The organism is Deltaproteobacteria bacterium GWA2_45_12 (genome assembly GCA_001797365.1).
Classification (GTDB): Bacteria; UBA10199; UBA10199; order UBA10199; family UBA10199; genus UBA10199.
The window spans coordinates 1-26,187 of the sequence record MGPH01000025.1 but is presented as its reverse complement, the minus strand read 5'-3'; the positions used below and the strand labels follow the sequence as shown (position 1 = coordinate 26,187).

Below are 26,187 nucleotides of genomic sequence, written 5' to 3'. Positions count from 1 at the left end.
GTGTTTCCTACGCCTATGATGCCGTGGGTAATCGTCTCTCGCGAACGGATGCCATGGGCAGAACCGATTATATCTATGATGTCTTAAATCGCCTGAATCGTGTGCAGGACCCCCGTGGTTTTATTTTGCAATATCTTTATGACCCAAGCGGACTTGTGACCCGGATGACCTATCCTGGAAACCGGAGTGTGAATTATGCCTACAATGCCGTGGGCCAATTGGAAAGCCTGACCGATTGGTTGGGTAATGTGACCCGTTATTCTTATGATGGTGCAGGTCATCTGACAGGGATGCGTTATCCCAATGGGCACCAAAGCAGTTACAATTACGATGCTGCTTCAAGGCTTGTTGGTTTGATAAATCGTAAGCCTGATAATTCAGTGCTTTCCAGTTATCAATTCACTTTGGATGCGTTGGGAAGGCGTACTCAGGTAGAGAAAGAAGAACCCCTACTTCCTTTCATTTCTGCAGAAGATTCGGCATCGGCTTACAATAATGAAAACGCCCTTACAAATAGGGCAAACGACAATTATTCTTATGATGCCAATGGCAATCTTGCGAGGAAAACCGAGGCGGCAGGACTTTCCACTTACAATTTTAATGAAAAAAATCAGCTCAGCTCCATTCTTTCACCAGCAGGGCAGATTGATTTTACCTATGATGGTGATGGCGATAGGGTTTTGATGGCCCGAGGAAATCAGCATACCCAGTTTGTTATTGATCCCAACCATGTCCTTGGCAATGTTGTTGCGGAAGCGAATGCTGGCAATATCCAAAATTATTATGTGTATGGATTGGGTCTTGCCGCAAAAGTGGCCGCGGATGGCTCGCAAATCCGCTATTATCATTATGACCCACTTGGCTCTACGGTGGCCCTCTCAGATCCCCAGGGCAATGTGACCGATACTTATTTGTACGATGAATTTGGAGGCTTAAACAGGAGCACGGGGAATACACCAAATCCCTTTCAATATGTTGGGCGTTTGGGGGTTCAAAACGATGGAACGGGACTCTACCATATGCGTGCCCGTTATTATGATCCTGTGGCCGGCAGGTTTATTTCAAGAGATCCGATCGGATTGGTTGGGGGAATGAATTTGTATGGTTATGTGGAAAATAATCCTGTTTCATATGTTGATCCATCGGGCCAGATTTTTGAAACGGGTTGGGATATTTTAAATATTGGCTTGGGTGTCTATTCGCTGCAGGACAATATCCAAAAAGGAGATTGGGGTTGGGCAGCACTTGATGTGTTGGGTTTGGTTTACGATGTAGGGGCGACGTTTGTTCCTTTCTTGCCAGCCGGGGTCAGTGCAGGAGTTAAGGCTTTGCGTGCGGGGAATACCGTCGTTGATTCAGTCAATGTTGGATCGGATGTAATTCATATTGCTGATAACGCCCATTATTTCTCGAAAGCGGCCGATGTAACAACCAATGCCGCACAGGAAGGAACAAAAATTCACAAACAGGTGGCTGATGCCATTGACGGAAGCTTAAGTAGCTCTGCGCAAAATTCTTTTAGAGGCTCTAATGGAGCCGGGGGATTGGCTCCTGATATGACATGGGGGAATGCCCGCGGTGTTTGGGCCGATTTGACAACACCTAATCAATGGAAGGCTCATGAGAAGCTCTACAGCAATGGTCCTTCCACCTTTGGTGAAGGAATACCCTTGCTGTATGAAAGGGGCAAAGGTCTTGTAAATACCCCGCGCCTTTATTCGGGAGCAGGAACCGTATTTACAGGGACCCAACAATCTTTTGAGGCGATAGAATCTCTTACAACAACACCGTCTTTGTCAGGTGAAGCTGTAAGGAGTGGCAAATGAGTTACTTGGTTAGAATTCTCCGTACAAAGGGGAAAAATCAAGAACCAATTTCACGGACTGAGGTTGAAAAAGCAGTGGGGTTTATACCTTCTCTTAAGATAAGGCAGGCTCCCAATGAGTGCCTTGAAATATTATTCATGGATGATGATCAAGAAGCTGTTTTGATGTGGAAAGACGGTGAGATTTTGGTCAAGAACCCTGAACGCGAAATGCTTCAGGTCATGCTTGATTTGGCCACTAAACTAAATGCGCGGGTCCGGGGAGATGAGTTGGAAACTTATAGAACGCCGGAACAAACCTTTTGTCACCCGGATGATTTTGCTTCGCTGGAGGTTTCATGGCGAATAAACCGCAAGGCAAACCGTAAACAGTGGCTTTTAAACGGGGCGATATTTGTAGGTTTTATTCTCCTGGCTTTGTTGGTGAATTATTTTTCGAGGTAATATGAAACGATTACTCATTCTCATAAGTCTTCTTTTCCCGATAACAGGGTTTGCAGCCTCGCTTACCTACACCTACGACCGTTTAGGCCGCTTGACCAATGTCGCGTACAACACAGGAATTCAAATCAACTACACCTACGACCCCATGGGAAACCGTTTAAGAAAACTTGTCGTGATTCCCGCCAATCTTGATTCCGACAGCGATGGTGTCCCTGATCTGCAAGACGCCTGCCCCTTTGATCCCAATGATCCCATTGGCGATCCTTGCCGGCATGATGAAGATGCCGATGGTGTTCTGGATACAAACGACAATTGCCCGAACAGTGCCAACCCTGCCCAAGATAATTTTGATGGGGATGCAACAGGGGACGCCTGTGATGACGATGTGGATGGCGATGGTGTGGCCAACAATGTGGATGCCTGTACCAATTCTGGTTTGGGTCAGCCAGTCAGTATCCACGGCTGTGGTGAAGGGCAGAGTTTGTGCCAAGCTTTAGCCGATGTACGCGGGCATCGTTTTGAAGCAGAAATTTGTGTCTTGGTGGATGCAGGCTACTGGCCCGTGCCGCTGGGGGCTCGTGTTCTACGACCTGATGAGCCGCTCCCTCTTCAGGAAGAAATTGAAGTGCCGATCAATATTGCCGGGTTTGGAGAATTGGCGCGGGCGGAAGTTAATGGGATCTGCCCGGGGAACCCGTATTTTAATTTTGCCATCAATCGCAGGATATTAAAGCCATCCATGCCCGGCTGCCCGAGCCCGCTAAGTGAACAGGGTTTGTATCGTCCCATTTTGGAGGCCGCACGATCCCTGATTCAGGTTAGCAAGAACCATTCCAACTATTTCTGGATGGTGGCTAGCCAGTATGGTGGTCCGGATATTGGCAATTTGACCACCCCTCACTGGATTGCACGTGATAATTATAAATATGCCTACGAGATGGGCGCTCTGCCTGATTTCGACGAGAATCGCGATCCCAACGATGTGATGTACGGTGTTCAAACAGTCACACGCGCCCAGGGTGCCTATATTTATTATCATATGTTCTATTTGGATGGGTTCCCTGAACGCACCGAATTTCCTGAAGCGAGTGTGTTGGAAGATGATGTACTTGCCACCCTTGGTTTTGATCCCGAGTTTGAAACCGATTTCCCCATGCAGAGGGGGGATTTCCTCGGATTGGCTCTGCGCCTGATGAAACGGGAGGGCTGTGTGGATTATCCCGATGATGTTGCAAACCCATTTACCAACGTGCCCGGCGACCATGAATATTTGGCAGAATTAAAGAAAGCGGTTGAAATGCGCCTGATCAAGCAAGGAGAAGGAGTAAGTACTACCGATCCCGCAGGATGGATTTTAAACTATAACACTTACATGACGCGCCAAGTGGAGAGCATCTTTTTGTATCGTTTATTGTCCAAGGTAGGGGCTTGCCGAACCAGCTGTGCCACCCTTTATAACCGTGAGAGAAACAACATCCGCATCTCAGCTGAAGATATCCTTGGAACAAACTATCCTTCCTATGCTGTGTGCATGCTGGCTTTAGAGGGGTTGCCGTTGGCGGAGGTAGAAGCGGATGGCAGCATTCATACGCACTTTGAACAAGTGCCCGAGGCCGAAGAATCACTGATAACGCTCTACAATGTGCTTCAAATCAACCTGCCCTAAAAAAATGGTGCTTATGCTTTTCTTAAAGCGCCTTTTAAGGCATCCACGGCTTCTATCAATTCCAAAGGAAGAGCGATGATTACGGTATTTGAAGCTGTGGGTCCAAGGCCATCAATGGTCTGGAGGGTGCGCAATTGCATGGCCCCTGGGCTTTTGGCCATGGTGGTTGCCGCAAGAGAAAGATTGACGGCGGCTTCTTTGTCTCCTTCGGCCTTGGTGATGGTGGCCCGTTTTTCGCGTTCCGCCGAGGCTTGACGACTCATCATTTTTTTCAATTCTTCCGGCATGTCGATATCCTGAATCTTGATATTGCTTACTTTAAGCCCCCAAGTTTTGCTTGCCTGTTCGACGGCTTGCTCAATATCTTTCCCAATCTTTTCCCGCTCAGCCAAAAGTTGATCTAGTGACATTCCGCCAATGACATCGCGCAGGGTGGCTTGGGCGTATTGTAGCATGGCAAACATGTAATTTTGCACCTTAAGGACAGCCTCGGATGGATCAACAACGGCAAAATAAACAACACCGTTGATGGAAACGGGCACGTTATCCTTGGTGATGACTTGTTGTTTGGGGATCTCAACGGTGAGTGTGCGTGTGTCCACAAAAATGGCACGATCAACAATGGGAATGATGAAGCATACGCCCGGGCCTTTAACGGATGAAAAGCTTCCAAGCCGCAGGATAATGATGCGTTCCCACTGGTCGGCAATTTTGATGGCGATGGCTAAAAGCCACGATATAAAAAAGGAGGCAATAATCATGGCTTCGCCCAGAGCCGCACTGGTTTTTAAAACCAGCATGGATATGCCTTCGGTAATGGCCAGAAAAAACAGAAAAAATAAGAAATTGATGCTTTTCATTTTTGTTCCTTTCGTTTGAGGGTGATAAAACAATAGGAGAAATGTTCTTTTTGTGAAAGAAAAATGGCTGAGGTGTCTGCCGCTTTAAAATCATTTTCAAGATGGGGTACAGGGAAAAAAGTATCTCCCTCCACTTCTTTTTCAATGCGGGTGAGGTAAATGGTTTGGGCGTGGGGAAGGGCTTCTTTGTAAATCTCGGCCCCCCCAATAACAAAAGCCTCGGTATTGGTTGGCACTTTCTCCAGGGCTTCTTTAAGGCTTGAGACCAGGATGACTCCCTGGGCCGTATATTTTTTGTTTCTTGTGATGACGATGTTGGTTCTTCCGGGAAGCGGTTTTCCGATCGACTCAAAGGTTTTCCGGCCCATGATGATGGCCTGCCCCATGGTAAGGGTTTTAAACCGTTTCAAATCTTCGGATAAATGCCATGGAAGCTGATTGTTTTTGCCAATCACCCCGTTTTGACTCATGGCCACGATAATGGAGAGCATTTTTAAAGTCTGACGAGCCCGACAAGTCCGACGCGTCAGACAGCAATCGGCGCACTAATAGCCGGGTGCGAATTGTAGTTCTCTAACCTGAAATCTTCAAACTTAAACTCAAAAATATTTTTTATTTCCGGATTTATTTTCATTTGGGGAAGGGGGTAGGGTTCCCTGGATAACTGTAATTGGGTTTGTTCCAAATGATTTAAGTAAAGATGGGCATCCCCAAAGCTGTGGACAAAATGCCCCGGCTTAAGCCCTGTGACCTGGGCAACCATCATGGTAAGAAGGGCGTAACTGGCAATGTTGAATGGAACGCCCAAAAAAATGTCGGCACTGCGTTGGTAGAGCTGGCAGGAAAGGCGGCCATCGGTGTGCACATAAAACTGGAACATAGTGTGGCATGGAGGGAGGGCCATTTTATCGACATCGTTTACGTTCCATGCACTGACAATGTGACGTCGTGACGAAGGGGTCTTTTTAATTTGTTCAATGAGGAGCGAAATCTGGTCGATGCCCTTGTTTTCTCCCTTGGCTCCCCAGTGCCGCCATTGATAACCGTATACGGGTCCCAGGTTTCCGTCTTTGTCGGCCCATTCATCCCAAATGCCCACTTTGTTGTCGTGCAAATATTGGATGTTTGTATCGCCTTTTAAAAACCACAAAAGTTCGTGGATGATGGAACGTAAATGGCATTTGTTGGTGGTGACCAAAGGGAATCCTTGTGAAAGATCAAAGCGCATTTGATAACCAAAGAGGCTTAAAGTGCCGGTGCCGGTGCGATCCTCCCGGCGTTCGCCGGTTTCTAACACGGTTTTTAAAAGAGAAAGATATTGTTGCATACGGGTGTAGGGACAATCCTAGGATTGTCCCTACTTCAAAAACGGGTTCGATTTTTTTTCCTGCCCGATGGTTGTGTTGGGCCCATGCCCACAAATAACAACAGTGTCTTCAGATAGGGGTAAAAGTTTTGTTTTGATCGATTCCAAAATAAGATCGTAATCCCCTCCCCATAAGTCGGTTCGGCCAATAGATCCCATGAACAAAGTATCTCCCGCAAAAAGAAGATTTTTATTGGCCATGGCATTTTTCATTAAAAAAGTCAGGCTTCCCGGTGTGTGGCCAGGCGTGTGCAAAACTTCGGTTGTTAAATCATCGCCCCAGTCAAGGCAGTCCCCATGCTGGAGGTAATGATCCACCGGAGAAACTTTTGGATCCACGCGCATTCCAAGCAATTCTCCCTGCATGGCAATGTTTTCATAAAGAAAAAGATCATCTTTGTGCAAGCCAATGGTGCCGCCGGTTTGTTCTTTTAAATGGCGAGTGGCCCCAATGTGGTCGAGGTGGGCGTGGGTGTGAATAATATACTTTACCTTGAAGGATTTTTTTTGAAGTTCAGAAATAATACGAGGCCCTTCATCACCGGGATCAATAACCATGGCTTCACCGGTTTGTTCATCGCCCAAAATGGTGCAATTGCATTGAAAGGCACCGACTGGAAAAGTTTTGACAAACATAAAAGCGTTTAATAAGACCAATAAGCCTTATAGGACCTATTAATTTATGACAAAAATCTATACCAAAACCGGGGATGACGGCACAACCTCTTTGTTTGATGGGACACGGGTGAAAAAAAATCATTCCCGCATTCAAGCCTATGGCGATGTGGATGAGCTTAATTCGGTGATTGGATGTGCGTTTTCATTCATAAAAGACCAAGAGCTTAAATCTCAACTTGCGCAAGTGCAAAAAGATCTCTTTGCACTCGGAGCCAAGCTTGCCAACCCCACCCACAAAAAACAAAAGGCCAAGTCTGATTTTCCCGTTTCGAAAGTTTCCTTTTTGGAACAAGCCATTGATGCCTTTGACAAGGAATTGCCTCCCATGAAGGGGTTTATCCTGCCCGGGGGAACCCAAGGGGCAAGCCAGCTCCACTTGGCTCGTACGGTGTGCCGTCGCGCTGAAAGAAATTTGCTGGCTTTGAAAAAAGAAGAAGATTTTGAGAATGTTTTTGAAGTTTATATCAATCGCCTATCCGACTATCTCTTCATGGCCGCCCGCATGGCCAATCATCGTGAAGGAATTGCCGATATTCCCTGGAATTAAATGATTAGCTAAGCGCTTTTTTTAAGGCGATAAGGAAGGTGTCGTTTTCTTCTTTGGTGCCGATGGTGACGCGAAGGGCGTCTTTAAAGCGTCGGCCATCGCTTATCTTGCGAACGACCACTTTTTCTTTGATCAATTTTTCAAAAAGTTCCGGTTTGTTTTTAGGTTCAAACAAAATGAAATTGGTGGAAGTGGGGTAGGCTTTAATTTCGCTGATGGTTTCCATGTTTTTGTAAACACGGGCACGCTCTGAAAGAATGGCTTTGACATGGTCTTGGATATAATTGGGTTGGTCAAGCAGGGTCAGTGCCGTGACATAGGTCAGCTTGCTGATGCAAAAAGGAAGAAGGCATTTATTTACCTGGTAGGCAACTTCAGGTTCGGCCATCAAATAGCCAAGTCTTAAGCCGCCAAGGGCATAGGCTTTTGAGAAGGTGCGCAAAATGACAAGATGATCAAATTCTTTCATCCAACTTGCTAGAGTTAACTGTGAAAAAGGGAAATAGGCTTCATCAATCACCACAAGCCCTGGGGCGGCTTTGACTATTTTTTTCAAACCTTCGCTATCAAAAAGATTTCCTGTGGGAGCATTGGGGTTGGCGATAAAAATGATCTGGGGTTTTTCTTTGTGAATGGTTTTAAGGCACTCATCTACAGGCAGAGAAAAATCATTTTCGTTTAAGGGAACACGGATGATTTTTGACCCAAGCATTTTTCCCTGGATTTCATAAACACTAAAAGTGGGGTCTAACACCATGATTTTTTTCCCCAGCGCCGAGGCGATGATCAAGGCCTGAATAAGCACGTTGGAGCCATTGGCAAAAACCAGGTTGTCCGGCCACACATCCAATTGCTTGGCCATTTTTTTCTGAAGCAGAACGGGGTCTGTCAAGGGGTAACGGTTCCAGGGGGTTTTGAGAAACTGTTCGATGATTTCAGCTTTTAAGGTGACGGGAATATCCAGGGGATATTCATTTTGATCAAGCTTGACCCCTTCATGAGCCTCTAGGTGATAGGCCGGGGCTTCCAAAACTTCTTTTCTAAAAATTTTATCCTGACTCATTTTAACTGATGTTTTTTTTCATGGTGGCAATAGTTTGGGCATAGTTTGAGCTGCCAAAAACGGCCGAGCCGGCCACAAAGACATTCACTCCCAATTCAGATAATTCCCTGATGTTTGATTCTTTCACTCCGCCATCCACTTCAATAAGGATGTCTTTTTTGCGGACCTCACACATGGTGCGCAAAGTACGTATTTTGTCCTTTGTGTAAGGGATGAATTTTTGGCCCCCAAAGCCCGGGTTTACCGACATCACCAAAATCATATCCACGCAATCCAGGACATGTTCCAGGGTAGTGACAGGAGTTGCCGGATTGATGGCAATGGCCGGTTTTGCGCCCAGTTCACGAATCAAATTCAAGGTACGGTCATGGTGGGTTCCTTCTTCAATATGGATGGAAACATAATTGGCCCCGGCTTTGATAAAATCAGCCACATAATTTTGGGGATTTTGAATCATCAAATGGACATCGATGGGAAGTTTGGTGACTTTTTTAATTGCTTCCACTACCAAGGGGCCGATGGTGATGTTGGGCACAAAATGGCCGTCCATCACATCCACGTGAATCCAGTCGGCGTCTGCTTTTTCAACAGCCTTGATTTCTTCTCCCAGTTTTGAAAAATCGGCCGACAAAATGGAAGGTGCAATCAGTTTTTGTTTCATGAAAAAGTCATCCCTTCTTTAAGACGAGACCCTTTGGCAAATTCAAAGGCGGGCATTCTTTTTTTCCCCTCAAGATGGACTTCGCTAATGCAAAGAGCCGTTCCCCGGCAAGCCACATGCAATCCTTTGGGGCTTATCAGGTAAATGGTACCCGGGTTGTGTTGGGGAACCTCTGGAAGTACAGAGCCATCGTAGATTTTAAGGCGTTTATTGTCAATGAATGTATAGGCCGAGGGCCATGGATGAAAAGCATGAATCTGATTCAAAATTTTTTGTGCAGGGTTGTCCCATTGAATGCATCCTTCTTCTTTTTTGAGCATGGGAGCATAACTTACTTGTGTTTCATCCTGGGGGTAGGCAGTGAGCCCCTGGGGAATTTTCTCCAAAACTTCCACAAGCAATTCTCCTCCAAGAGATGCAAGCTTGTCGTGCAAGGTGGCGCTGGTATTTTCGGGGGTAATGGGATGTTTTTTTTGTAAAAAGATGGGACCCGAATCCATTTTGGCCGTTGTTCTCATGATGGTGACACCCGTTTCCTTTTTTCCATCAAGGATGGCCCGTTGAATGGGAGCGGCTCCGCGATAAAGGGGAAGCAACGATGGGTGAACATTTAAAATATCAATGCGGGCCATGGTCAAGATTTCATGGGGCAAGAAAAGACCATAGGCGGCACTGACAATAAAATCCGGATTTAAGTTTTTCAAAACGGCAAGGGTTTCTTTGTTTTTAAGAGTTTCGGGTTGGAAAAGAGGAAGATTTTTTCCTTTTGCAAAGAGGGCACACGCCGATGTTTTCATTTCTTGCCCGCGCCCGGAAGGCCTGTCTGGCTGGGTAACAACGCCCACAAGCGGGTAACCTGCCCCCATTATTTTTTCCAAAATAATTTTGCCAAATTCAGGGGTGCCAAAAAAGAGAATGGATGGGTTCAAAGAAGAGGATGAGTTATGAGTTATGAGTTATGAGAAAGAGGGGGAAAAATCTCATAATTCATAACTCATAATCCATAACTAAATTACATTTTCTAAATCTTTTTCAGTTTCCGCAATTTTGATCCGTTTGTTGCGGTATAAATCGCGTTCCAAACGAGTGACTTTGTCTACAAGAAGCACGCCATTTAAATGATCAATTTCGTGCTGAATGCAAACTGCTTTTAATCCTGTAAACGGGTTTATATGCTGGTTTCCTTCAAGGTCAAGATATTGAAGTTCGATCCAATCAAAGCGTGTCACTTTTACAATGAGTTCGGGGCACGAAAGACATCCTTCCTCGGTCTCGGCTTGGCCTTGCCCACTGATGACAAGCGGGTTGATAAAACAAACAGGGTCCGGCGTCTGTTTTTCTGGATTGATGGGGTTGACAATGGGCACATCCACCACAACAAGCCTGATCAGTTCCCCCACTTGGGGGGCGGCCAGACCGATACCACCGGCTTCATACATTGTTTGAAACATTTCCCTTACAAGCTGTTCGTGTGTTTTTGAGATTTTTTTGATTTCTTTGGATTTTTCCTTCAGCTGCTTATTGGGGAATGTAAGAATTTCTAAAGACATTTGATTATTTTATAACATAGCCAGCGGATCCACATCAATGGCCCATTTAAGGCCACTGGGCCCCATTTTTTGGAGGAGGTTTTCCACTTTGGCAATGGCCTGATGTAACGTCATGGCTTGGGGGGCCTTTATCAAAAGATGGACCCGGTGTTGCCCCTTGATTTTTTCAAGGGGGGAAGGGGCCGGCCCCAAAATAGTTGCCGGTTTTAAGGGCAGTGTTTTTAAATGCATGTGCAACTGGGAAAGAAATGCGTCCATTTTTTTTGCCTGATTGGTTGAAAACCGTATCATGGCCATGCGACCGTAAGGGGGGTATCCTAATTCGCGACGCAGCAAGGATTCTTTTTTGAAAAAATTCTCAAAATCGTGCTGGCAGGCCAAAAGGATGCTGTCGTGATTGGGATTAAAACTTTGAAGGATGACGAAGCCATTTTTTTCGGCCCGTCCGGATCTGCCGGCCACCTGGGTGATCAATTGAAAATTGCGTTCAGAGGCCCTAAAATCAGGAAGTCCCAATCCGCTGTCAGTCCCCAAAATGCCCACAAGGGTAACGTTTGGGATATCGTGCCCCTTGGCCAACATTTGTGTACCCACCAAGATATCTATTTTATGATTTTTAAGATCGTTCAGAATATGAACGAGGCTTCCCCTTTTTTTTGTGGTGTCACGGTCAAGACGGGCAATACGGGCTTTTGGGAAACAAGCGGTTAATTCGTTTTCAACGGTTTCGGTCCCGAAGCCAAGCCAGGTGAGTCTTGGGGCCTTGCAAGCCGGGCATGTTTGAGGAAGCTCATCCTGATAATTACAATAATGGCACAAGAGTTTTTTGTTCTGCTTGTGCAGGACAAGATTGACGCTGCAATTGGGGCAGCCGACGGTTTTTCCGCATTCGTTGCACAAAACAGTCCGCGCAAAGCCGCGTTTATTGAGCAAGATGAGCGTTTGTTCCTTTTTTTGAAGGGTCACTCCAATGGATTCCAATAATTTTCGGGACAAAAGCATGGGGTTATTTGCCTGGCGTTTTTCGGCATTCATATCAACAATGTCGATTTGAGGAAGCTTGGCGCCCGTGGGTCTTTCTTTTAAATGAAGGAGAGCATATTTCCCATTTAAAGCATTGATGTATGATTCAAACGAAGGTGTGGCCGATCCCATGACAACAAAAGCTTTTTCCATTTTGGCACGTACCAGGGCCAAATCGCGGGCATGATAACAAAAACGTTCTTCTTGTTTATAGGAAGTGTCGTGTTCTTCATCAATGACAATGAGCCCCAAGTTTTGAAAAGGAAGAAAAAGGGCCGAGCGTGTTCCCACAACCAATTTTAATTTTTCCTGATGTGTTTGAAACCAGATGGACAGTTTTTGATTTTCGGTGAGTTCGCTGTGGTATAAACCCATCTGTCCGGAAAAGCGTTTTTCAAAGCGTGCCTCAATCTGAGGGGTAAGACCAATTTCCGGCACCAAGAACAAGACTTGTTTTCCTTCCTTCAGCACAGTTTCAATCAATTCCAGATAGATTTCCGTTTTTCCGCTACCGGTAATGCCATGGAGAAGTACGTTTTGGTTTTCTGATTTCTTTTTTAGTAAAGTTTCGAGAATTTTTTGCTGAGGAGATGTCAGTGTTAGTTCTTTGTCGTGCCAAGGGTATGGGGGTGTCAGACGTGGCCGTGTTTTCTTTTGCTGCAATGTTTTGAGCGACACAGGTTTGTAAAAAGAGGAGGGAAGAGCGGTGTGGAGAGTTTCTCCCAAAGGATAAAAATAGTAGCGGGAAGCCCAATCAAGCCATTCCAGAAAGGAGGGAGAAAGATGGGATTGGTCGTCCAAAATTGTTTCAATCTTTTTGATTTCGATATCGGGTTTTTGGTCATGTATTTTAGTGACAATGCCCACCATTTTTCGTCTGCCGAAGGGAACCAATAAGCGCATCCCTTGAGATAAGGGGATGTCAGCATTTTCATGAAAGTAGGTGAAAATTTGATTTAAAGGAACAGGAAGGGCCACGTCAAGGTAGGGCATAAATTAAAAGGTTTTTTTACTATAGAGGTAAGTTACCGGCTTTCAGCAACCAGTTTGACGAAATCACGTATTTTGGGGCCAATGTCTGCATCTTTGAGTGCGTAATGGATATTGGCTTCAACAAAACCTTGTTTGCTCCCAATATCAAAGCGTTCTCCTTCAAATTGAAAGGCGTACAGACCGCTTGAGGCAAGTTCTATAAGAGCATCGGTGAGCTGAATTTCCCCAACAGCGCCCGGTTTTACTTTTTCAATGAGGGAAAAAACAGTCGGGGGCAAAAGATAGCGTCCGATAATAGCCAGATTGGAGGGAGCTTTTTCGCGGGATGGTTTTTCAATGAGGGTTTCCACTTTTCCAAGGCTTGCTGTAAGGGGGGAGGCTTTAACAACCCCATATTGGTTCACCTGTTCCCATGGAACTTCCATCACAGCCACCATGGCCCCCAAATTTGCCTGCCACAATTGCAACATTTGAACGGCACAAGGGACAGAGTGGCTTACCAAGTCATCGGGTAAAAAAACAAAAAACCATTCGTCACCGACAGCTTCCTTGGCACAGGCTACTGCGTGACCAAGCCCCAGGGGTTTTTCCTGATAGACCACGGTATATTTGGCCTTATCAATGAGATGAGTTACTTTTTCCAAAAGGGATGTTTTATTCTTGTTTTTTAATTCATCTTCCAACTTTGAGACATGATCAAAGTGGTCACGTATCTGGAGTTTGTCTTTGGATAAAACAAAAATGATTTCTTCAACGCCGCAAGACAGGGCTTCTTCGACAATATGTTGAATGCCTGGTTTGTCGACAATGGGCATGAGTTCTTTGGGAACGACTTTAGTGGCGGGCAAGAACCGGGTTCCCAATCCTGCTGCAGGAATGACGGCTTTTTTTATTTTTTGAGTCATAAGGCAACGAGAAAGTATTCAAATTAAGCCCAAATGTAAAGTTTACTCTTTGTAAAACTGCTGGGTCCTTTCAAGAAGGAGTTTTAGTTTTTTGTTGTCGATCACTTTGCCACGTCTTAGGGCCAAACGGTCATCAGCAAAGAGTTTAACGGCACGGGAAAGTACCTTGGCCTCAAGGTTGCGCCCTTTGGCAATGAAGGTATCGACAGTATCCTTGGTTTTGTCGATACGCGCGCAATCCTGGGTGATAATGGGGCCCTCATCAAGGTCGGTTGTCACAAAGTGAGCGGTGACCCCAATGACTTCAACTCCTTTGTTAAATGCCTGATGATAAGGTCTGGGGCCTGGAAAAGCCGGGAGAAGGGAAGGATGAATATTGATAATTTTTCCTTCATGACGAAACACAAATTCAGGGGACAAAATTTGCATGTAACGGGCCAGCACAATGAGATCGGGTTGAAATTTTTCCAGGATTTTTAAAACCCTGGCTTCGTGGAGTTTTTTCTTTTCAGCGGCAACATAATAAAACGGAATTTTGTTTTTTTCGGCAATGGATTTTAAATCGGGATGATTCCCGATGATGACAACGGGTTGGCCTTTGATTTGTTTCTTTTTCATGTCTCCCAATAAGTTAAGAAGACAATGAGACTCTTTGGAAACGAGCAGAGCCACATTTTTTATTTTTTTTGATTCAAGGGGATTGAATTCCGCTTCACATCCTACGGTCAGGGCCGCTTTTTTAAGTTTGTTGATAAATTGAGGGAGGGGGGAGGCAAGGTCGGAATAGTCAACCAGCATGTTCATGGTAAGGTAATCGTCGAGCAAACGTTGGTCTATATCTTCGATATTACAGCCTTCTTTGTAAAGAAAGGCGGTAGCAGTGGCAATGATTCCTTTACGATCTTTTCCGGCAATACGAACCTGAGCAACTTTTTTCGAGGGGTTCCGATAAGGCATACAAGTCTCCTCTTTTTAACCTCTAAATTTTATTAGGGTATCATAAGGACTTAAGGCGTACCAAGGAGGCTTTTTAAGAAAAAAATAACAAACCGCGTTAAAAGCTATTGCGAGGATCAAAAAAGCCATGCTACACTATGAAAAATTGAATCAATCCAAGGAGTTCACTATGAAATTCAAAGACTTAAGTCCAGAGGCCGTGGCTGAACTTTTAAATTTTTTGGCCGATCACGAAGAGTTTGAATCTTTGAAAAACTTGAAGGGTATTTTTACCCGGGAAGAAGTGGCAGGAATATTAAAAGAAGTGTCCGTACAAATTCGTACGCAAGCTTCCGAGGAAGAGCCGGTTCAAAAACCCGATTATTCTGAACAAAGCCTGTCTCCCAAAGCGATGTCCCTTATTTCAAGCCTTTCGCCCCGGGAAGAAATGCTTTTGTTTAAATCTTTTAAACTGATCTAACGTTAAAAGGAAAAGTCTCCTTTTAATGGTGGTTTCCTTATCAAAAAGCCCTTCGGGAAGTTCACGAAAGCGAATTCCGAAGGGCTTTTTGCTTAATGAGGCTTTAAAGAAAAAATGACGGGATGGACCTTATTTACAGATGGTGCCAGTCGCGGAAACCCCGGTGAGGCTGGAGCTGGAGCTTATTTGGTGAATGGTGCAGGAGAAGAAATAGGTTTAAGGCGCTATTTAGGAAGGGCGACCAATAATCAGGCAGAATATGCGGCCCTCTTGCTGGGTTTAAAAAAACTTGTTGCCATGGGTGTGAAGCAGGTTTCCATCAAGGCTGATTCTCAATTAATGATTCGACAATTAGAAGGTCTTTACAAAGTAAAGAGTGAGGATCTACTCCCCTTATTTTTAGAAGCCAAACAATTATTGGGGAATTTTGAAAAAGTGAAGGTTGCGCATATTCCTCGTGAAGAAAATAAAAAGGCCGATCAATTGGCCAATGAAGCCATTGACTTCAACGATGATTTGAGTGAGTAAGTTTTTTTAGCATTTTGGGTTTGGATGATCGCTTTGATGTAGGGACAATCCTCGGATTGTCCCTACAAAATCAGAGAGGAAAGTCCGGACTCCTTCAAGCAGGGTGCTGGCTAACGGCCAGGGTTCGCACTTTGTGCGGATACGGAAAGTGCCACAGAAACTATGTACAGGCTTCGTTATGCGAGGTGCTGTAGTGAAAAGGGTAAACCCCACCCGGAGCAAGGCCAAATAGGCCCCGTGGATTTCCTTTCTTTACGGAAGTGGAAATCGTCAGTGCTTGTCTGATTAAAGAGAAGTGAATAACTTTTTCTTTTGACGGGGTGGGTAGGCTGCATTGAGCCTTTTAGTGATAAAGGGCCCAGATAAATGATCATCGCCCCGTTACGCGGGGCTACAGAATCCGGCTTACAGAACTTAAAAATGCTTTCATGGGGGATGACACACTCATCCCCCATCCTTTTTATCCCCTACGCTCGTTGGCGCAGGATGCGAGCCTTGGCTTTATCAAGGCCCTCTGCCTTTAGGCAGAGAATCTTGGATCCTACGTTTCCCTTGGGGAAAATACATGATGCCTTTTCATTTTTTGTTTAATCGCAAGAGCCCTCTTATCACTGGTCTTTTATGGATGGGGTGGGTGGGGCATGTTTTTTTCTTTGCCCGCATTTTGGACCGGGGGTCGTTTTCTTCAAAGAATCTCATCTTTTTTTATTCACTTTACATATCTATTGCGGCGGCCATTACAATCTTTCGACTTATCCGTTGGTATAAACCGGCTGATCGTGGGTTTGGCTTGGAAGAACATTTTCAGAAAAGCATGATTCCTGTTTGTTACATTATGTTGGTGAATAATATTTTGTTGTGGGTAGGAGTTAAAAGTATTTTTTTGTTCATAGTGTCCGGATTCTTGTTGCTCCCCATGCTTGTTGTGAATTTTATCCTGATTTATTTTTATCGGAAGGATTCTGATTCCACTCCTCCCGGCTATTTCGCCCGTTCTCTTTATAAATAGAGGTTCTTTTTTTTAAATTTTTCATAATCACGTAGACAATATTAGCTAATTTTCTTATAATTCGTTGCCATACATTACACTGCACTACATTAATTATTTGACTTTTTTGTTAGGGTGACCAAAAATACAACGCCAAGAGGGATCTTATGAGTTTAGACAAACTCGGAATTATTTTTCTCCTCAATTACTTAAACCAGCTTGGCAGCGTTAAAGACCATGTTGTTTTAGCCGTAAAAGAGATCCTTCTGGCTGTTCAGGCCACTCTAGATTTGGTCGGAAAGTCTGCTTCCCACAAAGTTTTGGGAAATTCTTCAGAGCTTTTGCAACCCATCCTTAAAAAAGTGAACGGGGCATTGCAATATACCATTGATAAAGTAGCCCCACCCCAGCAAGGTCCTGTCTTAAGTGGGGAGGATGGTTTAAAGCTTAAGGAAAACATTGTTGATTCCATTATTTCCGCTATTGATGAGGAAATAGAAAATACACGTAATGTTCATGACGAAATAGGTAAATTGAAAGTAGAAGCACTAGCGACTGTCAAAAAAGTGCTGTTAAACCAGAAAAAGAAGCCTCTAAATCCTTCCACCGAGGTCAGAAAGACAATTAAGTCAGCTCACGTAGCCTGATCCCTTTCTTTCCAGTGTTATCAAATTAATCCTTGCCAATTTCCCCAAACTTGTATTTGATATTTATGACGCGTTTGTGGAGTTTTATGACACAAAATTGACGCAACTATTTTTAACACATTTCAAAGGAAAAATTTATGAACAAAGAAAATAAAATAATGATCAAGCGCTACCAAAACAGAAAACTTTATGACACACAAAATTCCACTTATGTGACTCTTTATGATATCTCTCGCATGATCAAAGAAGGCAGTGACGTGCAGGTGATTGATAATAGTACGAAGGAAGACTTAACAGCAGTTACTTTGACGCAGATATTATTTGAAGAAGAAAAGAAGAAAAAAAGCCTTTTGCCTTTGGGAGCTTTGAAAAAAATCATTCAAGAAGGTGGAGATACCATTAAGGACTTTTTGGGCAAGACCATTGACACAGGGGTGACCTCTCTATCCAAAGCCAAGGAAGAGGCCGAAAAAGTTTTTGATCGCATCAAAGACGAGATTACTCCCGATGACGGAACCCTTCTTCAGGGGGTCATTCATAAAACCCAAGACTTCTCAAAAAAAATCGATGAGAAAATCAAATCCACAGTTGAATCCGTGACCCAAGTGGCTTCCCTTCAAAGTGAAATCAAAATCCTCCAAAAAAGAATTATCCAGCTTGAAAGAAAACTGATGGAATATCAAAAATAATGCTGGATTTGGTTTTAAACAAAAGACTCGTCATTTTTTCAGGTAAGGGTGGTGTTGGTAAAACGACCATGGCGATAAGTTTGGGGTTGATGGCTGCCCGTTTGGGGAAAAAGACCCTTCTTGTGGAAATGAATGCCCCCGAAAGAGTTGCTGGTTTTTTTTGTTTGAAGGCCATTGGGTACAAGGAAACGGTGTGTCAGAAAAATCTTTCTGGGATCAATGTAAACCCAAAAGATTGCTTTGAAGAATATATTCTACAGCGGATTCATTTTAAGAAAGTTTTTGATACTTTTGTCAACAACCGGTTTGTCACTTCTTTTTTGAACGCTGTTCCCGGTTTTAATGAGCTTATGATGGTGGGTAAAATCTATGATTTGGCTGCCCACCGTCATTCCCAAAAACCCTACGATCTGATTATTGTGGATGGCCCGGCGACAGGGCATGGTGCTTCTGCTTTTGAAGTCCCACAGATTGTTTATAACGCAGTCAAAGTAGGCCCTCTTCATTCCCAAAGCAAAAAGATGATTGATTTCCTTCAAGATAAAACCATGACGGTTTTTTGCCCGGTTACCCTTCTGGAAGAAATGCCCATTGTTGAAATGACAGAGCTCATAAGTCGCATCAAAGCAAAACTGGGTATCGGTGTGGGCCCCATTTTTGTGAACGCTTATCAAAAAAACATTTTTTCTAAGGAGGAAGAAAAAACAATCTTTTTGGAAAAAAATGTAAACGAAAAGCTAAAGCCTTATTTCATAGCCGCCCAATTTTTATCTCATAGGCTTGGCCTTCAGGAAAAAATGATGGAGTTATTGCAAAGATTAAACCCAGGAAGCCCCTATATACTGGCACCTAAAATGGAGGCTCCTATCCAGATAGCCAGCGACCTTTTACCCATTGTTGATGCATGGACGAACATATAAACACTATGATGCCCGACCTTTTAATTAAGAAAAAACTTTTTGTCGTCTGTGGCAGTGGCGGCGTTGGCAAAACGACGTTAGCGGCAAGCCTTGCCCTTAAGACTGCTTTTTTGGGGCACAGGACCATTGTTCTTACGATTGATCCAGCCAGACGCCTGGCCACTTCTTTAGGGGTAAGCCTTGAAGGTTCAAAAGCCAGAAAGATTGATCCTGACATACTGGATAAAATTAATGGTGGCAAAATAGTTAAAGGCGAACTTTTTGCCATGATGCTGGATACCAAAAACACCTTTGATGAAGTGATTGCGCGTTACTCGCCTTCAAAAGATATTCAGCATAAAATTTTGGAAAATAAAATTTACCAGCATTTATCGCAGATGATGGCAGGCTCTCAGGAATATATGGCTATGGAGAAACTCCACGAAATTGTGTCAGAGGAAAAATATGATATTGTCATTATTGATACCCCACCCACGGTACACGCCATTGACTTTTTAGAAGCCCCCCAAAAGATGATGGACGCCATCAGCCATAGCATGCTGCATCTCCTTTTAAAGCCCGCGATGATGGTGGGTAAAACAGGTTTTGGATTTTTTGAAAAAGGATCCCAATTCATCCTTAAAATTTTTGATCGTATTACGGGTTTTGCATTTTTGCAGGACATATCGGAAATGCTTGTCTCGTTTAAGGAATTATTGGGTGGTTTCCAGTCACGTGCCCAGGAGGTTGAAGCCATCCTTAAAAAAGACACAACCAGTTTTGTTGTGGTGAGTGGAGTTGACCAGCGTTCGGTTTCGGAAACCAAGTTTTTTATTGAGAAACTGATGGATTTACACCTGCCTTTTGATGGTGTGATTGCCAACAGGGTAAGCCCTTTTGAAGCTTTTAAAATGACGATGGAACAAGAGGTAGCTTTAAGCCAACTGGTATCAAAAGAACTGGCTTACAAAATGAGTTTGGTCATGCAGATGTTTACTAATGAAGCGGACCGCCAGAAAGTTTTTCTGGAAGATCTTTTCTCGTTTCTTTCAAAAAAACAGTTTTTGATAAAAATTCCCCTTATGGAAGAGGATATCCATTCCCTTGAAGGTTTGGGTAAATTGTCCCAAGTACTCTAGATTGGCTTCAAGAGTTGACTTTTGATTCTTTTTCTTATCTTGTCGCCACCGTGAACAGGAAAGAGACGATAACCAAGCCTTTGCCGTGGATGGGGACGGATTTGATCCCGCATATTGTGGGGAACAAGCCAGCCTCATTTTTTTTGGATTCATCCCAGATGGCTCGCTATTCCTATGCGGGCTTATATCCCAAGTCCGTCCTTTCCGGAAATGATGACCCTTGGCCAAGGCTTGAGGCAGCACTTCAAAATTTTTCCCTTGATCTTAGGTGTGATTTTTTAAGCGGAGGATGGGTGGGTTTTTTGGCCTATGAAGCTTACCATTTTTTAGATCCATATAAAAAAATAAAGCCGCAGGAAAGCTTGTTCCCCCTTTATTGGTTTGGCTTTTTTGAATCGGTTTTGGTGTTGGATACAAAAGAAAAAAAATGTTTTTTAGCATCCTCTTTTTTAAATGAAAAAGAATTATCCCAGCAGGCTGGCCTTTGGATGGAAGCTTACCAGGCTTGTCGACATCATGAACAATCATCGGTACAAAAAGGTTCTTTGATAGAGAAAAATCCTTCTCAAAGTTTTTGTAAAAAAGTTGATCTAATTAAAGAATATTTGAAGGCGGGGGATGTTTATCAGGTGAATGTGACCGAAAGATTTGTGGCTCAAACCAAGGCCAACCCTTGCCATGTTTATGAGCATTTAAGACGAATTTCACCGGCACCCATGTCGGCTTTTTTGAATACAGGGGAATTCCAGGTTTTGTCCAGCTCGCCAGAATCATTTCTAAAAATAGAAGGAAAAAATGTTGACACAAGCCCCATCAAGGGAACGCGCCCGCGAAGTTTGGCTGTTGATGAAGATGAAAAATTAAAAGCGGAATTAAAATCATCCGATAAAGATGCCGCCGAACTCTTGATGATTGTGGATTTGGAGCGGAGCGATTTGGGAAAAGTGTGTGAGTATGGAAGTGTCACGGTCAGTGCGTTGGATCATGTTGAGAGTTTTGCCCAGGTTCACCATCGTATGGCCAAAGTGAGGGGGGTTCTTAAAGAAAATGAAAATCCAGTGAGTGTGTTAAAGGCCCTCTTTCCAGGAGGTTCCGTGACAGGGGCGCCAAAAAAGCGTGCCATGGAAATTATTAATGAGCTTGAAGATGTTGCACGCTCAGTTTATACGGGGGCCCTTGGTTTTATGGGGCCTGGTTTGACTCACATGAATTTACCCATTCGCACCATGACCATGGCGGGTGATAAGGTTTATTTTCATGCGGGGTGTGGGATTGTGGCGGATTCCGATTCCCAAAAAGAATATGAGGAAATGATGGTGAAGGCCAGCGGGATGATGGGGGCGTTGGGAATAATAGGGTAGGGGCGTATCCTGCCAGAGGCATCCCTTCGGGACAATACGCCCGTACAAAAAATGAAAATTTCAATCAACGGAAAAATTGTTGAATCCAGGGATGCCGCTATTTCTGTGCATGACAGGGGCTATCTTTTTGGCGAGGGTGTTTTTGAAACCTTGCGCACTTATGATGGGCGTATTCCTTTTTTTGATAAGCATTTGGCCCGGATGGAATGGTCGGCGACGTTTGTGGGGATTCCCTTTCCTCATCCCGGTGAGATCAAGAAGAGTTTGGAAGATTTGCTTGCGGTTAATGAACTCCCAAACGCACGCATCAAAATTATTCTTTCAGCCAAAGACCCGTCCACGATGCGCCCAGTGGCGCCCCACGAAAATTTGGAAGTCAACTTAGTTATCTCTTGTGAACCTCTCGAAGCGCTACCCGCTTCTTATCTCAAAGAAGGGATTGGGCTGTGCCTGATTCGCTCTGTGGTGAACGATTCCAATCCTCTGTGCGGTGTAAAATCTTTAAGCTGGGGTTCTAAAATGCTCGCCCGTCGCGAGCTTTCCGAAAAAGCGGCTTATGATGGTATTTTGCTTAATTCCCAGGGTCAGGTCACCGAAACCACTACCGGGAATTTGTTTTGGGTTATGAAGGGAGAGCTGCATACTTCTAGCTCTTCTGTGGGTTTGCTTGGCGGGATTACACGGGGCATTGCCCTAGATTTGGCTAAGCAGAATAAAATTCCGGTGAAGGAAGTTTATGCCAAACCCGAAGACCTCCAAAAAGCCGATGAAATGTTCATGACGAATTCGGTGGTGGGAATTTTACCCGTGACGTGGTTTGACCCCATGAACATAGGATCAGGAAAGCCGGGGCCCATCACAACTCAAATCAGAAAAGAATACGAAGAAGTTCTAAAGGGATGACAGAGATGTTTTCTTGTCGCCCATATATTAGACCAACATCTAAAAAAGTCTTGACTTTTTTAGATGTTGGTCTGAGCATAGATTCATGCACAAAAGAACCCTTGTTCCATTTTTAGACCAGTTTCTCCAAAATTACAGGAAAATGGTTTTTGTCAGTGGTCCGCGTCAGGTGGGCAAGTCCACCATGGTTGAAAGCTATCTTGGGTCCCATGGGGATGGTGTGCGTTTTAACTGGGATGTGTTGACGGATCAAAAAAAGTTTGCCAAAAATCCCTATTTTTTTGAGGAGGAAAACACAACCTTACATAATTTGGTTTGGTTTGATGAAATTCATAAATATGGCCGGTGGAAAAATTATCTCAAAGGCTGTTTTGACAAATATAAAAATGATTTTCTTTTTATAGTTACAGGAAGTGGCCGTCTGGATTTATTTAAAAAAGGGGGAGACAGCCTTTTGGGGCGTTATCTGACCTTGCCCCTGTTTCCATTCACTTTGGCGGAAATGGAAAGGCAATTTACTCCTTATATCGAATGGAAAAAAAATTTATCCCATGATGGAGACCGATCTTTTTCGCGCAAAAATTATGAAACGCTTTTCAACTTGAGTGGTTTCCCTGATCCCCTTTTCAAGGGAGAAAAAGCTTATTACAACCTTTGGCAACAGGAAAGGAAGACCCTATTGATTCGTCAGGATATTCGTGATGCCACGGCAATCCGGGATTTGTCCCAGCTTGAACTTTTAAGCCATCTTCTTGTGAATCGGGTGGGAAGTCCGCTTTCGATCAATGCCCTTCGAGAAGATCTGGGAGTTGCCTTTGAGACAGTGAGAGATTGGATTCAAGTTTTAAGCCAGTTTTATTATCTGTTTCAGATTCATCCTCAGGCGGGCTCTCTCCATAGGACATTCAGGAAAGAAACCAAGGCTTATTTGTTTGATTGGGTTGAAATTGAAGATCCTGCCCTCCGTTTTGAGAACATGGTGGCGGCTCATCTCTTGAAAGCACTGAAAACATGGAAATCTCTTGGGGAAGGGAACCTGGAGCTTCGTTATGTGCGTGATAAGGAAAAACGTGAAGTTGATTTTATAGTTCTTGAACAACAAAAACCGATTTGCCTTGTTGAAGCCAAGTTTAATGATGAAAATCTTTCGGGTTCCCTCCTTTATTATCAGGAAAAATTGAAGGTGCCTTATGCGATTCAGTTAGTTCACAAGCCTGGTATTAAAAAGAAGATGAAAAAAAATGGTAAAATCCAGTGGGTGATTTCGGCAGATCAATGGTTGATGGGGCTGTCTTAATTTTTTCCATTCGTTACATAACTCTTAAGCGTTGTCCAAACAACATCCATGCTTCCATCCTCTTTAAGGATAAAGTCACGGATGTTCATGGATTTGGGAGAAGAGTGGACCCTTACACCGTGGGGCAAGACGGTGGTGAAGCGATTGGCTAAGTTGTCACGGCTTGTTTCCCCCTTACCATTGGAGCAAGCGGCTAAAACAAGATCTCCTTTTTCTTCGAAAAGTTTTTTGAAGCGATCCATTTCACCTTGATCAAAATCAGCGAAGTCAATACTTCTCGGAGAATCTTGATTTTTTTCGCTTGGCAATCGGAATGTTTGGCCAGGATCGTCATCGCTTAAGGCGATGGTGTCTTGGCTGCCGTGTGCTGAGATCACTCCGTGACGGACTTTGATTCCCTTAGTGATCAAATCATCCATGACGGCATAGATTTCGTCTTCGGATTCTACTTCTTTATAAATGACTTCATAGCGTCCATCTTGAACCAGTTGATCAATGATGGGGTAATCATAAAAGGCCTTGTCCCAGTCTTTTTTTGCTTGAAAAAATAAAATTACCGGTTTTGATCCTTGTTTCACCGTCAAATACACTTTAATAAAGGTATCCAGCGATTTGAACAATAAAGGGTCCACGGTCTTTGTATTCATGAACTGGCGGAGGGCATGATAGGACTGGAAATGTTCAGGAGGAATGCCGCGATCCCGATAGAGCTGTGCCAAACGATCCAGTATTTTTTTCTGCAGAGAAAAAGGCAATTTTTGAACGATATGCACATTTTTTTGGACGAGTCTGAAAATAAAATCTTCGTCCTTATGAAAAGACAGGGGAACTAAGTAAAATAACTCATGATTATAGGTAAGTACTTGTTCAATAATTTGTGGGTTATTTTTGATATTAGCCGGGAGTAACGAATAGTATTTAGGATCCGTCTTTAATGTTTCAGAAATTATGTCCGGATCATTTCTTAAACTTTCGGGGATATCTTCAAGCTTGGCCCGGTCATGTTGGAGGACGAGAATCGCCAGATCTTTTTGGGCCAGTTTCAGGCTTTCTGGGTAGTCTTTGTAGATTTGTTTTGGAAAGCCCGTGGCCCATGCTTGGATTTCCGGTCGCATTTTCATCTCTTCGGGCAATTGAGCGTAATTGTATTTATTTTTATTCAAGAGCTTTAAGACAAAATTTGGATTTTCCTTCAATCTGTTTGGCAAGGCTCTGTAATTAAGATACTGGAGGGCATAATCCTCGGTGACGAAATCATATTCTTCTAAATTAATTTCAGGGGGTAGACTGCGATGCTTGAGATATTCTTCCAGCACTTTTGGATTTTTAAGAACCGAATCGGGAATAAGCTTACCCCTAAAGTTATCTTTCTGCCCAATTTCCCCGGATGAGACGGCGGTGAAGGCCAAATCAACGTCTTTTCTAGCGTTTTCAGACAGATCTTTATAGACAAGCCCCCTGGTTTGCACGAGACGGCGGATAAAATTCGGATCTTTGCGAAGTCGATCTGAAATTTTTAAAAAGTCCAGCTTTGGTTCGTCTTCTGTATCATAGGATTTATAAGCTTGGAGGACGATGCTCTCGTTGTCCCAGAATTTTTGCGGCAGGTCACCCAAGCCGTTTCCCCATTTTGTTACAATCCCCAAAACGGTGTCATCGCTTAAGGCATTTTTCATGTCGTCGGGTATTTGTTTTAGCAGTAAAGGGGCTTGGACGAGGATTTTTGCCATCAAATTTGAATCAGCAAGGAACTTTGTCATGGTTACCTTATCCAATTCCCTGAAGAGATAAGGCTCTTTTTCAAGAAGGGAACGCAGCCAAACAGGGTCGTTAACCAATTGAGGATCAACATCGCGAATGGAGGGCAAATGCTTGGATACTGCAACGGCTGCAAGAATAGGATCGCGCTTGAGTCTTGCTGAAGCCTTCTTAAGAGAGCCTGGCACGTCACGTACGATTTTTATGAAAGTCTTTTCATCATCCTGAACGCGGTTTAAGCCGTGCTCAAGGACATAGCGCCATTTCCTGGTTTGAATAGCTTTGTCCACAATTTCGGGACGGTCTTGCAAATTGGGTGGTAGGGAATAGATGTTTTGAAAATGAGCATTGATGGCTTTATTGGCGATTTCCGGATTCTTTTTTAACACATCAGGGAGCTTGGAATAGATCCATCCCAGTGTCTTGGCAGGCAATTGAAGGATGAGATCTGGATCTTTTTTAATCATTTCGGGTAAATCAGGGTAAATCCAACCCTCTGTATCTGTAAGTAATTGAAGAATGAGTTCACGATTATTTTTGATTTGGGTGTTTGAAGTGCAAAGGTACGCCAAAGCTTTATTTCCTTGGAAAAGACGGGTTAGAAAATCAAAGTCACTTAAAATGTTTGCAGGTAAGGTACGGCGATAAAATAGGGCTTCATAACGATCGCTTTCCGCTGGATTAAAACGGTTCGGATAATTGGATGTTATTTGGTTGGCCCAATCCAGGAGGAAGGGTTGGGTCAACAGCTTTTGGTCGATATCGGCCAAATACTGTTTATCCCGTGACGTATAGGCTAAAAGCACATCGTAATTACTTTGAAGCTCCTTGGGGATGTCTTGAAAACGGATATAAGTTCCGGTGTGAAGAAGGGTCAGTAGAAAATCGGGATTCCCTTTGAATGAATTGTCTAGGAGCCTGTCGGGGAAACATTTTTAGTAATTCATGATCGGCAACAGCCCCGGTTTTTGATATAAGGA

The 26,187-nt window shown here is 43.9% G+C and carries 25 protein-coding genes, 1 other RNA gene and 1 pseudogene; 15 read left to right on the top strand and 12 right to left on the bottom strand.

Annotated features, from left to right (window positions below; genetic code table 11):
- From A2048_00135 to A2048_00125, 3 genes and pseudogenes are all read left to right on the top strand, one after another.
- Positions 1-1,826: pseudogene (locus A2048_00135) on the top strand (hypothetical protein).
- Positions 1,823-2,269 (top strand): hypothetical protein, encoded by a 447-nt coding sequence (locus tag A2048_00130; protein OGP09582.1) that lies wholly within the window; start codon positions 1,823-1,825, stop codon positions 2,267-2,269. Before A2048_00135 ends, A2048_00130 begins: the two are co-directional and overlap by 4 nt.
- Position 2,270: 1 nt before the next feature.
- Positions 2,271-3,935, top strand: a complete 1,665-nt coding sequence (locus tag A2048_00125; GenBank protein ID OGP09581.1) for a hypothetical protein — start codon at positions 2,271-2,273, stop codon at positions 3,933-3,935.
- Positions 3,936-3,946: 11 nt separating this feature from the next.
- On the opposite strand, the gene A2048_00120 is transcribed toward A2048_00125, so the two are convergent.
- The 4 genes from A2048_00120 to A2048_00105 form a co-directional block, all read right to left on the bottom strand.
- Entirely contained in the window at positions 3,947-4,696 is a 750-nt protein-coding gene (locus A2048_00120; protein OGP09596.1) for a hypothetical protein, read from the bottom strand.
- Positions 4,697-4,791: 95 nt separating this feature from the next.
- Positions 4,792-5,286, bottom strand: a complete 495-nt coding sequence (locus A2048_00115; protein ID OGP09580.1) for a hypothetical protein — start codon at positions 5,284-5,286, stop codon at positions 4,792-4,794.
- 35 nt (positions 5,287-5,321) lie between these two features.
- Complete coding sequence (locus A2048_00110) at positions 5,322-6,122, bottom strand: thymidylate synthase (protein OGP09579.1); 801 nt, start codon at positions 6,120-6,122, stop codon at positions 5,322-5,324.
- Between the two features lie 30 nt (positions 6,123-6,152).
- A complete protein-coding gene (locus A2048_00105; GenBank protein ID OGP09578.1) occupies positions 6,153-6,818 on the bottom strand; it encodes a hypothetical protein in 666 nt (221 codons plus the stop codon).
- A 25-nt stretch (positions 6,819-6,843) separates the two neighbouring features.
- Here A2048_00105 and A2048_00100 point away from each other — a divergent pair, with 25 nt between their 5' ends.
- Positions 6,844-7,386 (top strand): ATP:cob(I)alamin adenosyltransferase, encoded by a 543-nt coding sequence (locus A2048_00100; protein OGP09577.1) that lies wholly within the window; start codon positions 6,844-6,846, stop codon positions 7,384-7,386.
- A gap of 4 nt (positions 7,387-7,390) precedes the next feature.
- Here the strand turns inward: A2048_00100 and A2048_00095 are convergent, their stop codons facing one another.
- The 7 genes from A2048_00095 to A2048_00065 form a co-directional block, all read right to left on the bottom strand.
- Positions 7,391-8,449 (bottom strand): histidinol-phosphate transaminase, encoded by a 1,059-nt coding sequence (locus A2048_00095; GenBank protein OGP09576.1) that lies wholly within the window; start codon positions 8,447-8,449, stop codon positions 7,391-7,393.
- Between the two features lies 1 nt (position 8,450).
- A complete protein-coding gene (locus A2048_00090; protein OGP09575.1) occupies positions 8,451-9,110 on the bottom strand; it encodes a ribulose-phosphate 3-epimerase in 660 nt (219 codons plus the stop codon).
- Positions 9,107-10,039, bottom strand: coding sequence for a methionyl-tRNA formyltransferase (locus tag A2048_00085; GenBank protein OGP09574.1), 933 nt, complete (start codon positions 10,037-10,039; stop codon positions 9,107-9,109). The genes A2048_00090 and A2048_00085 overlap by 4 nt, the downstream gene beginning before the upstream one ends.
- A gap of 78 nt (positions 10,040-10,117) precedes the next feature.
- On the bottom strand, positions 10,118-10,660 hold the full coding sequence (locus A2048_00080; GenBank protein ID OGP09573.1) for a peptide deformylase: 543 nt from the start codon (positions 10,658-10,660) through the stop codon (positions 10,118-10,120).
- Between the two features lie 9 nt (positions 10,661-10,669).
- Positions 10,670-12,676 carry a primosomal protein N' gene (locus A2048_00075; GenBank protein ID OGP09572.1) on the bottom strand — a complete coding sequence of 669 codons (2,007 nt, stop codon included), beginning with the start codon at positions 12,674-12,676 and terminating at the stop codon, positions 10,670-10,672.
- 32 nt (positions 12,677-12,708) lie between these two features.
- Positions 12,709-13,581 (bottom strand): hypothetical protein, encoded by an 873-nt coding sequence (locus A2048_00070; GenBank protein ID OGP09571.1) that lies wholly within the window; start codon positions 13,579-13,581, stop codon positions 12,709-12,711.
- A gap of 42 nt (positions 13,582-13,623) precedes the next feature.
- Positions 13,624-14,538 carry a hypothetical protein gene (locus A2048_00065; protein ID OGP09570.1) on the bottom strand — a complete coding sequence of 305 codons (915 nt, stop codon included), beginning with the start codon at positions 14,536-14,538 and terminating at the stop codon, positions 13,624-13,626.
- Positions 14,539-14,707: 169 nt separating this feature from the next.
- On the opposite strand from A2048_00065, the gene A2048_00060 reads away from it, so the two are divergent.
- The 11 genes from A2048_00060 to A2048_00010 all read left to right on the top strand — a co-directional run bounded on the left by A2048_00060 (position 14,708) and on the right by A2048_00010 (position 23,449).
- Positions 14,708-14,998 (top strand): hypothetical protein, encoded by a 291-nt coding sequence (locus tag A2048_00060; protein ID OGP09569.1) that lies wholly within the window; start codon positions 14,708-14,710, stop codon positions 14,996-14,998.
- A 114-nt stretch (positions 14,999-15,112) separates the two neighbouring features.
- Positions 15,113-15,526, top strand: coding sequence for a hypothetical protein (locus A2048_00055; GenBank protein OGP09568.1), 414 nt, complete (start codon positions 15,113-15,115; stop codon positions 15,524-15,526).
- Positions 15,527-15,538: 12 nt separating this feature from the next.
- Positions 15,539-15,950: RNase P RNA component class A (gene rnpB, locus A2048_00050), an RNA gene on the top strand.
- A gap of 141 nt (positions 15,951-16,091) precedes the next feature.
- Positions 16,092-16,535 (top strand): hypothetical protein, encoded by a 444-nt coding sequence (locus A2048_00045; protein OGP09567.1) that lies wholly within the window; start codon positions 16,092-16,094, stop codon positions 16,533-16,535.
- A 146-nt stretch (positions 16,536-16,681) separates the two neighbouring features.
- Positions 16,682-17,161 (top strand): hypothetical protein, encoded by a 480-nt coding sequence (locus A2048_00040; GenBank protein ID OGP09566.1) that lies wholly within the window; start codon positions 16,682-16,684, stop codon positions 17,159-17,161.
- Between the two features lie 137 nt (positions 17,162-17,298).
- The gene (locus A2048_00035; GenBank protein ID OGP09565.1) at positions 17,299-17,850 is read left to right on the top strand and encodes a hypothetical protein; all 552 of its coding nucleotides are present in this window, start codon (positions 17,299-17,301) and stop codon (positions 17,848-17,850) included.
- Positions 17,850-18,770: a hypothetical protein gene (locus tag A2048_00030; protein ID OGP09564.1), complete on the top strand. Its 921-nt coding sequence runs from the start codon at positions 17,850-17,852 to the stop codon at positions 18,768-18,770. Before A2048_00035 ends, A2048_00030 begins: the two co-directional genes overlap by 1 nt.
- A gap of 8 nt (positions 18,771-18,778) precedes the next feature.
- Complete coding sequence (locus A2048_00025; protein ID OGP09563.1) at positions 18,779-19,888, top strand: hypothetical protein; 1,110 nt, start codon at positions 18,779-18,781, stop codon at positions 19,886-19,888.
- An 89-nt stretch (positions 19,889-19,977) separates the two neighbouring features.
- Positions 19,978-21,249, top strand: coding sequence for a hypothetical protein (locus tag A2048_00020; protein ID OGP09562.1), 1,272 nt, complete (start codon positions 19,978-19,980; stop codon positions 21,247-21,249).
- Positions 21,250-21,300: 51 nt separating this feature from the next.
- Positions 21,301-22,152 (top strand): hypothetical protein, encoded by an 852-nt coding sequence (locus A2048_00015; protein OGP09561.1) that lies wholly within the window; start codon positions 21,301-21,303, stop codon positions 22,150-22,152.
- Between the two features lie 85 nt (positions 22,153-22,237).
- Positions 22,238-23,449: a hypothetical protein gene (locus A2048_00010; GenBank protein OGP09560.1), complete on the top strand. Its 1,212-nt coding sequence runs from the start codon at positions 22,238-22,240 to the stop codon at positions 23,447-23,449.
- On the opposite strand, the gene A2048_00005 is transcribed toward A2048_00010, so the two are convergent.
- Complete coding sequence (locus tag A2048_00005; GenBank protein ID OGP09559.1) at positions 23,446-26,013, bottom strand: hypothetical protein; 2,568 nt, start codon at positions 26,011-26,013, stop codon at positions 23,446-23,448. The genes A2048_00010 and A2048_00005 overlap by 4 nt on opposite strands.
- Positions 26,014-26,187: the final 174 nt, after the last annotated feature.

What these genes read in the sequence shown, in the direction of transcription:
- A2048_00015 (OGP09561.1), top strand. Translation starts at nt 21,301, where the DNA reads ATGAAAATTTCAATCAACGGAAAAATTGTTGAATCCAGGGATGCCGCT.
- A2048_00060 (OGP09569.1), top strand. Translation starts at nt 14,708, where the DNA reads ATGAAATTCAAAGACTTAAGTCCAGAGGCCGTGGCTGAACTTTTAAAT.
- A2048_00075 (OGP09572.1), bottom strand. Translation starts at nt 12,676, where the DNA reads ATGCCCTACCTTGACGTGGCCCTTCCTGTTCCTTTAAATCAAATTTTC.
- A2048_00040 (OGP09566.1), top strand. Translation starts at nt 16,682, where the DNA reads ATGAGTTTAGACAAACTCGGAATTATTTTTCTCCTCAATTACTTAAAC.
- A2048_00120 (OGP09596.1), bottom strand. Translation starts at nt 4,696, where the DNA reads ATGATTATTGCCTCCTTTTTTATATCGTGGCTTTTAGCCATCGCCATC.
- A2048_00100 (OGP09577.1), top strand. Translation starts at nt 6,844, where the DNA reads ATGACAAAAATCTATACCAAAACCGGGGATGACGGCACAACCTCTTTG.
- A2048_00045 (OGP09567.1), top strand. Translation starts at nt 16,092, where the DNA reads ATGATGCCTTTTCATTTTTTGTTTAATCGCAAGAGCCCTCTTATCACT.
- A2048_00020 (OGP09562.1), top strand. Translation starts at nt 19,978, where the DNA reads ATGGGGACGGATTTGATCCCGCATATTGTGGGGAACAAGCCAGCCTCA.
- A2048_00095 (OGP09576.1), bottom strand. Translation starts at nt 8,449, where the DNA reads ATGAGTCAGGATAAAATTTTTAGAAAAGAAGTTTTGGAAGCCCCGGCC.
- A2048_00030 (OGP09564.1), top strand. Translation starts at nt 17,850, where the DNA reads ATGCTGGATTTGGTTTTAAACAAAAGACTCGTCATTTTTTCAGGTAAG.
- A2048_00065 (OGP09570.1), bottom strand. Translation starts at nt 14,538, where the DNA reads ATGCCTTATCGGAACCCCTCGAAAAAAGTTGCTCAGGTTCGTATTGCC.
- A2048_00080 (OGP09573.1), bottom strand. Translation starts at nt 10,660, where the DNA reads ATGTCTTTAGAAATTCTTACATTCCCCAATAAGCAGCTGAAGGAAAAA.
- A2048_00110 (OGP09579.1), bottom strand. Translation starts at nt 6,122, where the DNA reads ATGCAACAATATCTTTCTCTTTTAAAAACCGTGTTAGAAACCGGCGAA.
- A2048_00055 (OGP09568.1), top strand. Translation starts at nt 15,113, where the DNA reads ATGACGGGATGGACCTTATTTACAGATGGTGCCAGTCGCGGAAACCCC.
- A2048_00125 (OGP09581.1), top strand. Translation starts at nt 2,271, where the DNA reads ATGAAACGATTACTCATTCTCATAAGTCTTCTTTTCCCGATAACAGGG.
- A2048_00070 (OGP09571.1), bottom strand. Translation starts at nt 13,581, where the DNA reads ATGACTCAAAAAATAAAAAAAGCCGTCATTCCTGCAGCAGGATTGGGA.
- A2048_00010 (OGP09560.1), top strand. Translation starts at nt 22,238, where the DNA reads ATGCACAAAAGAACCCTTGTTCCATTTTTAGACCAGTTTCTCCAAAAT.
- A2048_00090 (OGP09575.1), bottom strand. Translation starts at nt 9,110, where the DNA reads ATGAAACAAAAACTGATTGCACCTTCCATTTTGTCGGCCGATTTTTCA.
- A2048_00025 (OGP09563.1), top strand. Translation starts at nt 18,779, where the DNA reads ATGCCCGACCTTTTAATTAAGAAAAAACTTTTTGTCGTCTGTGGCAGT.
- A2048_00115 (OGP09580.1), bottom strand. Translation starts at nt 5,286, where the DNA reads ATGCTCTCCATTATCGTGGCCATGAGTCAAAACGGGGTGATTGGCAAA.
- A2048_00035 (OGP09565.1), top strand. Translation starts at nt 17,299, where the DNA reads ATGAACAAAGAAAATAAAATAATGATCAAGCGCTACCAAAACAGAAAA.
- A2048_00130 (OGP09582.1), top strand. Translation starts at nt 1,823, where the DNA reads ATGAGTTACTTGGTTAGAATTCTCCGTACAAAGGGGAAAAATCAAGAA.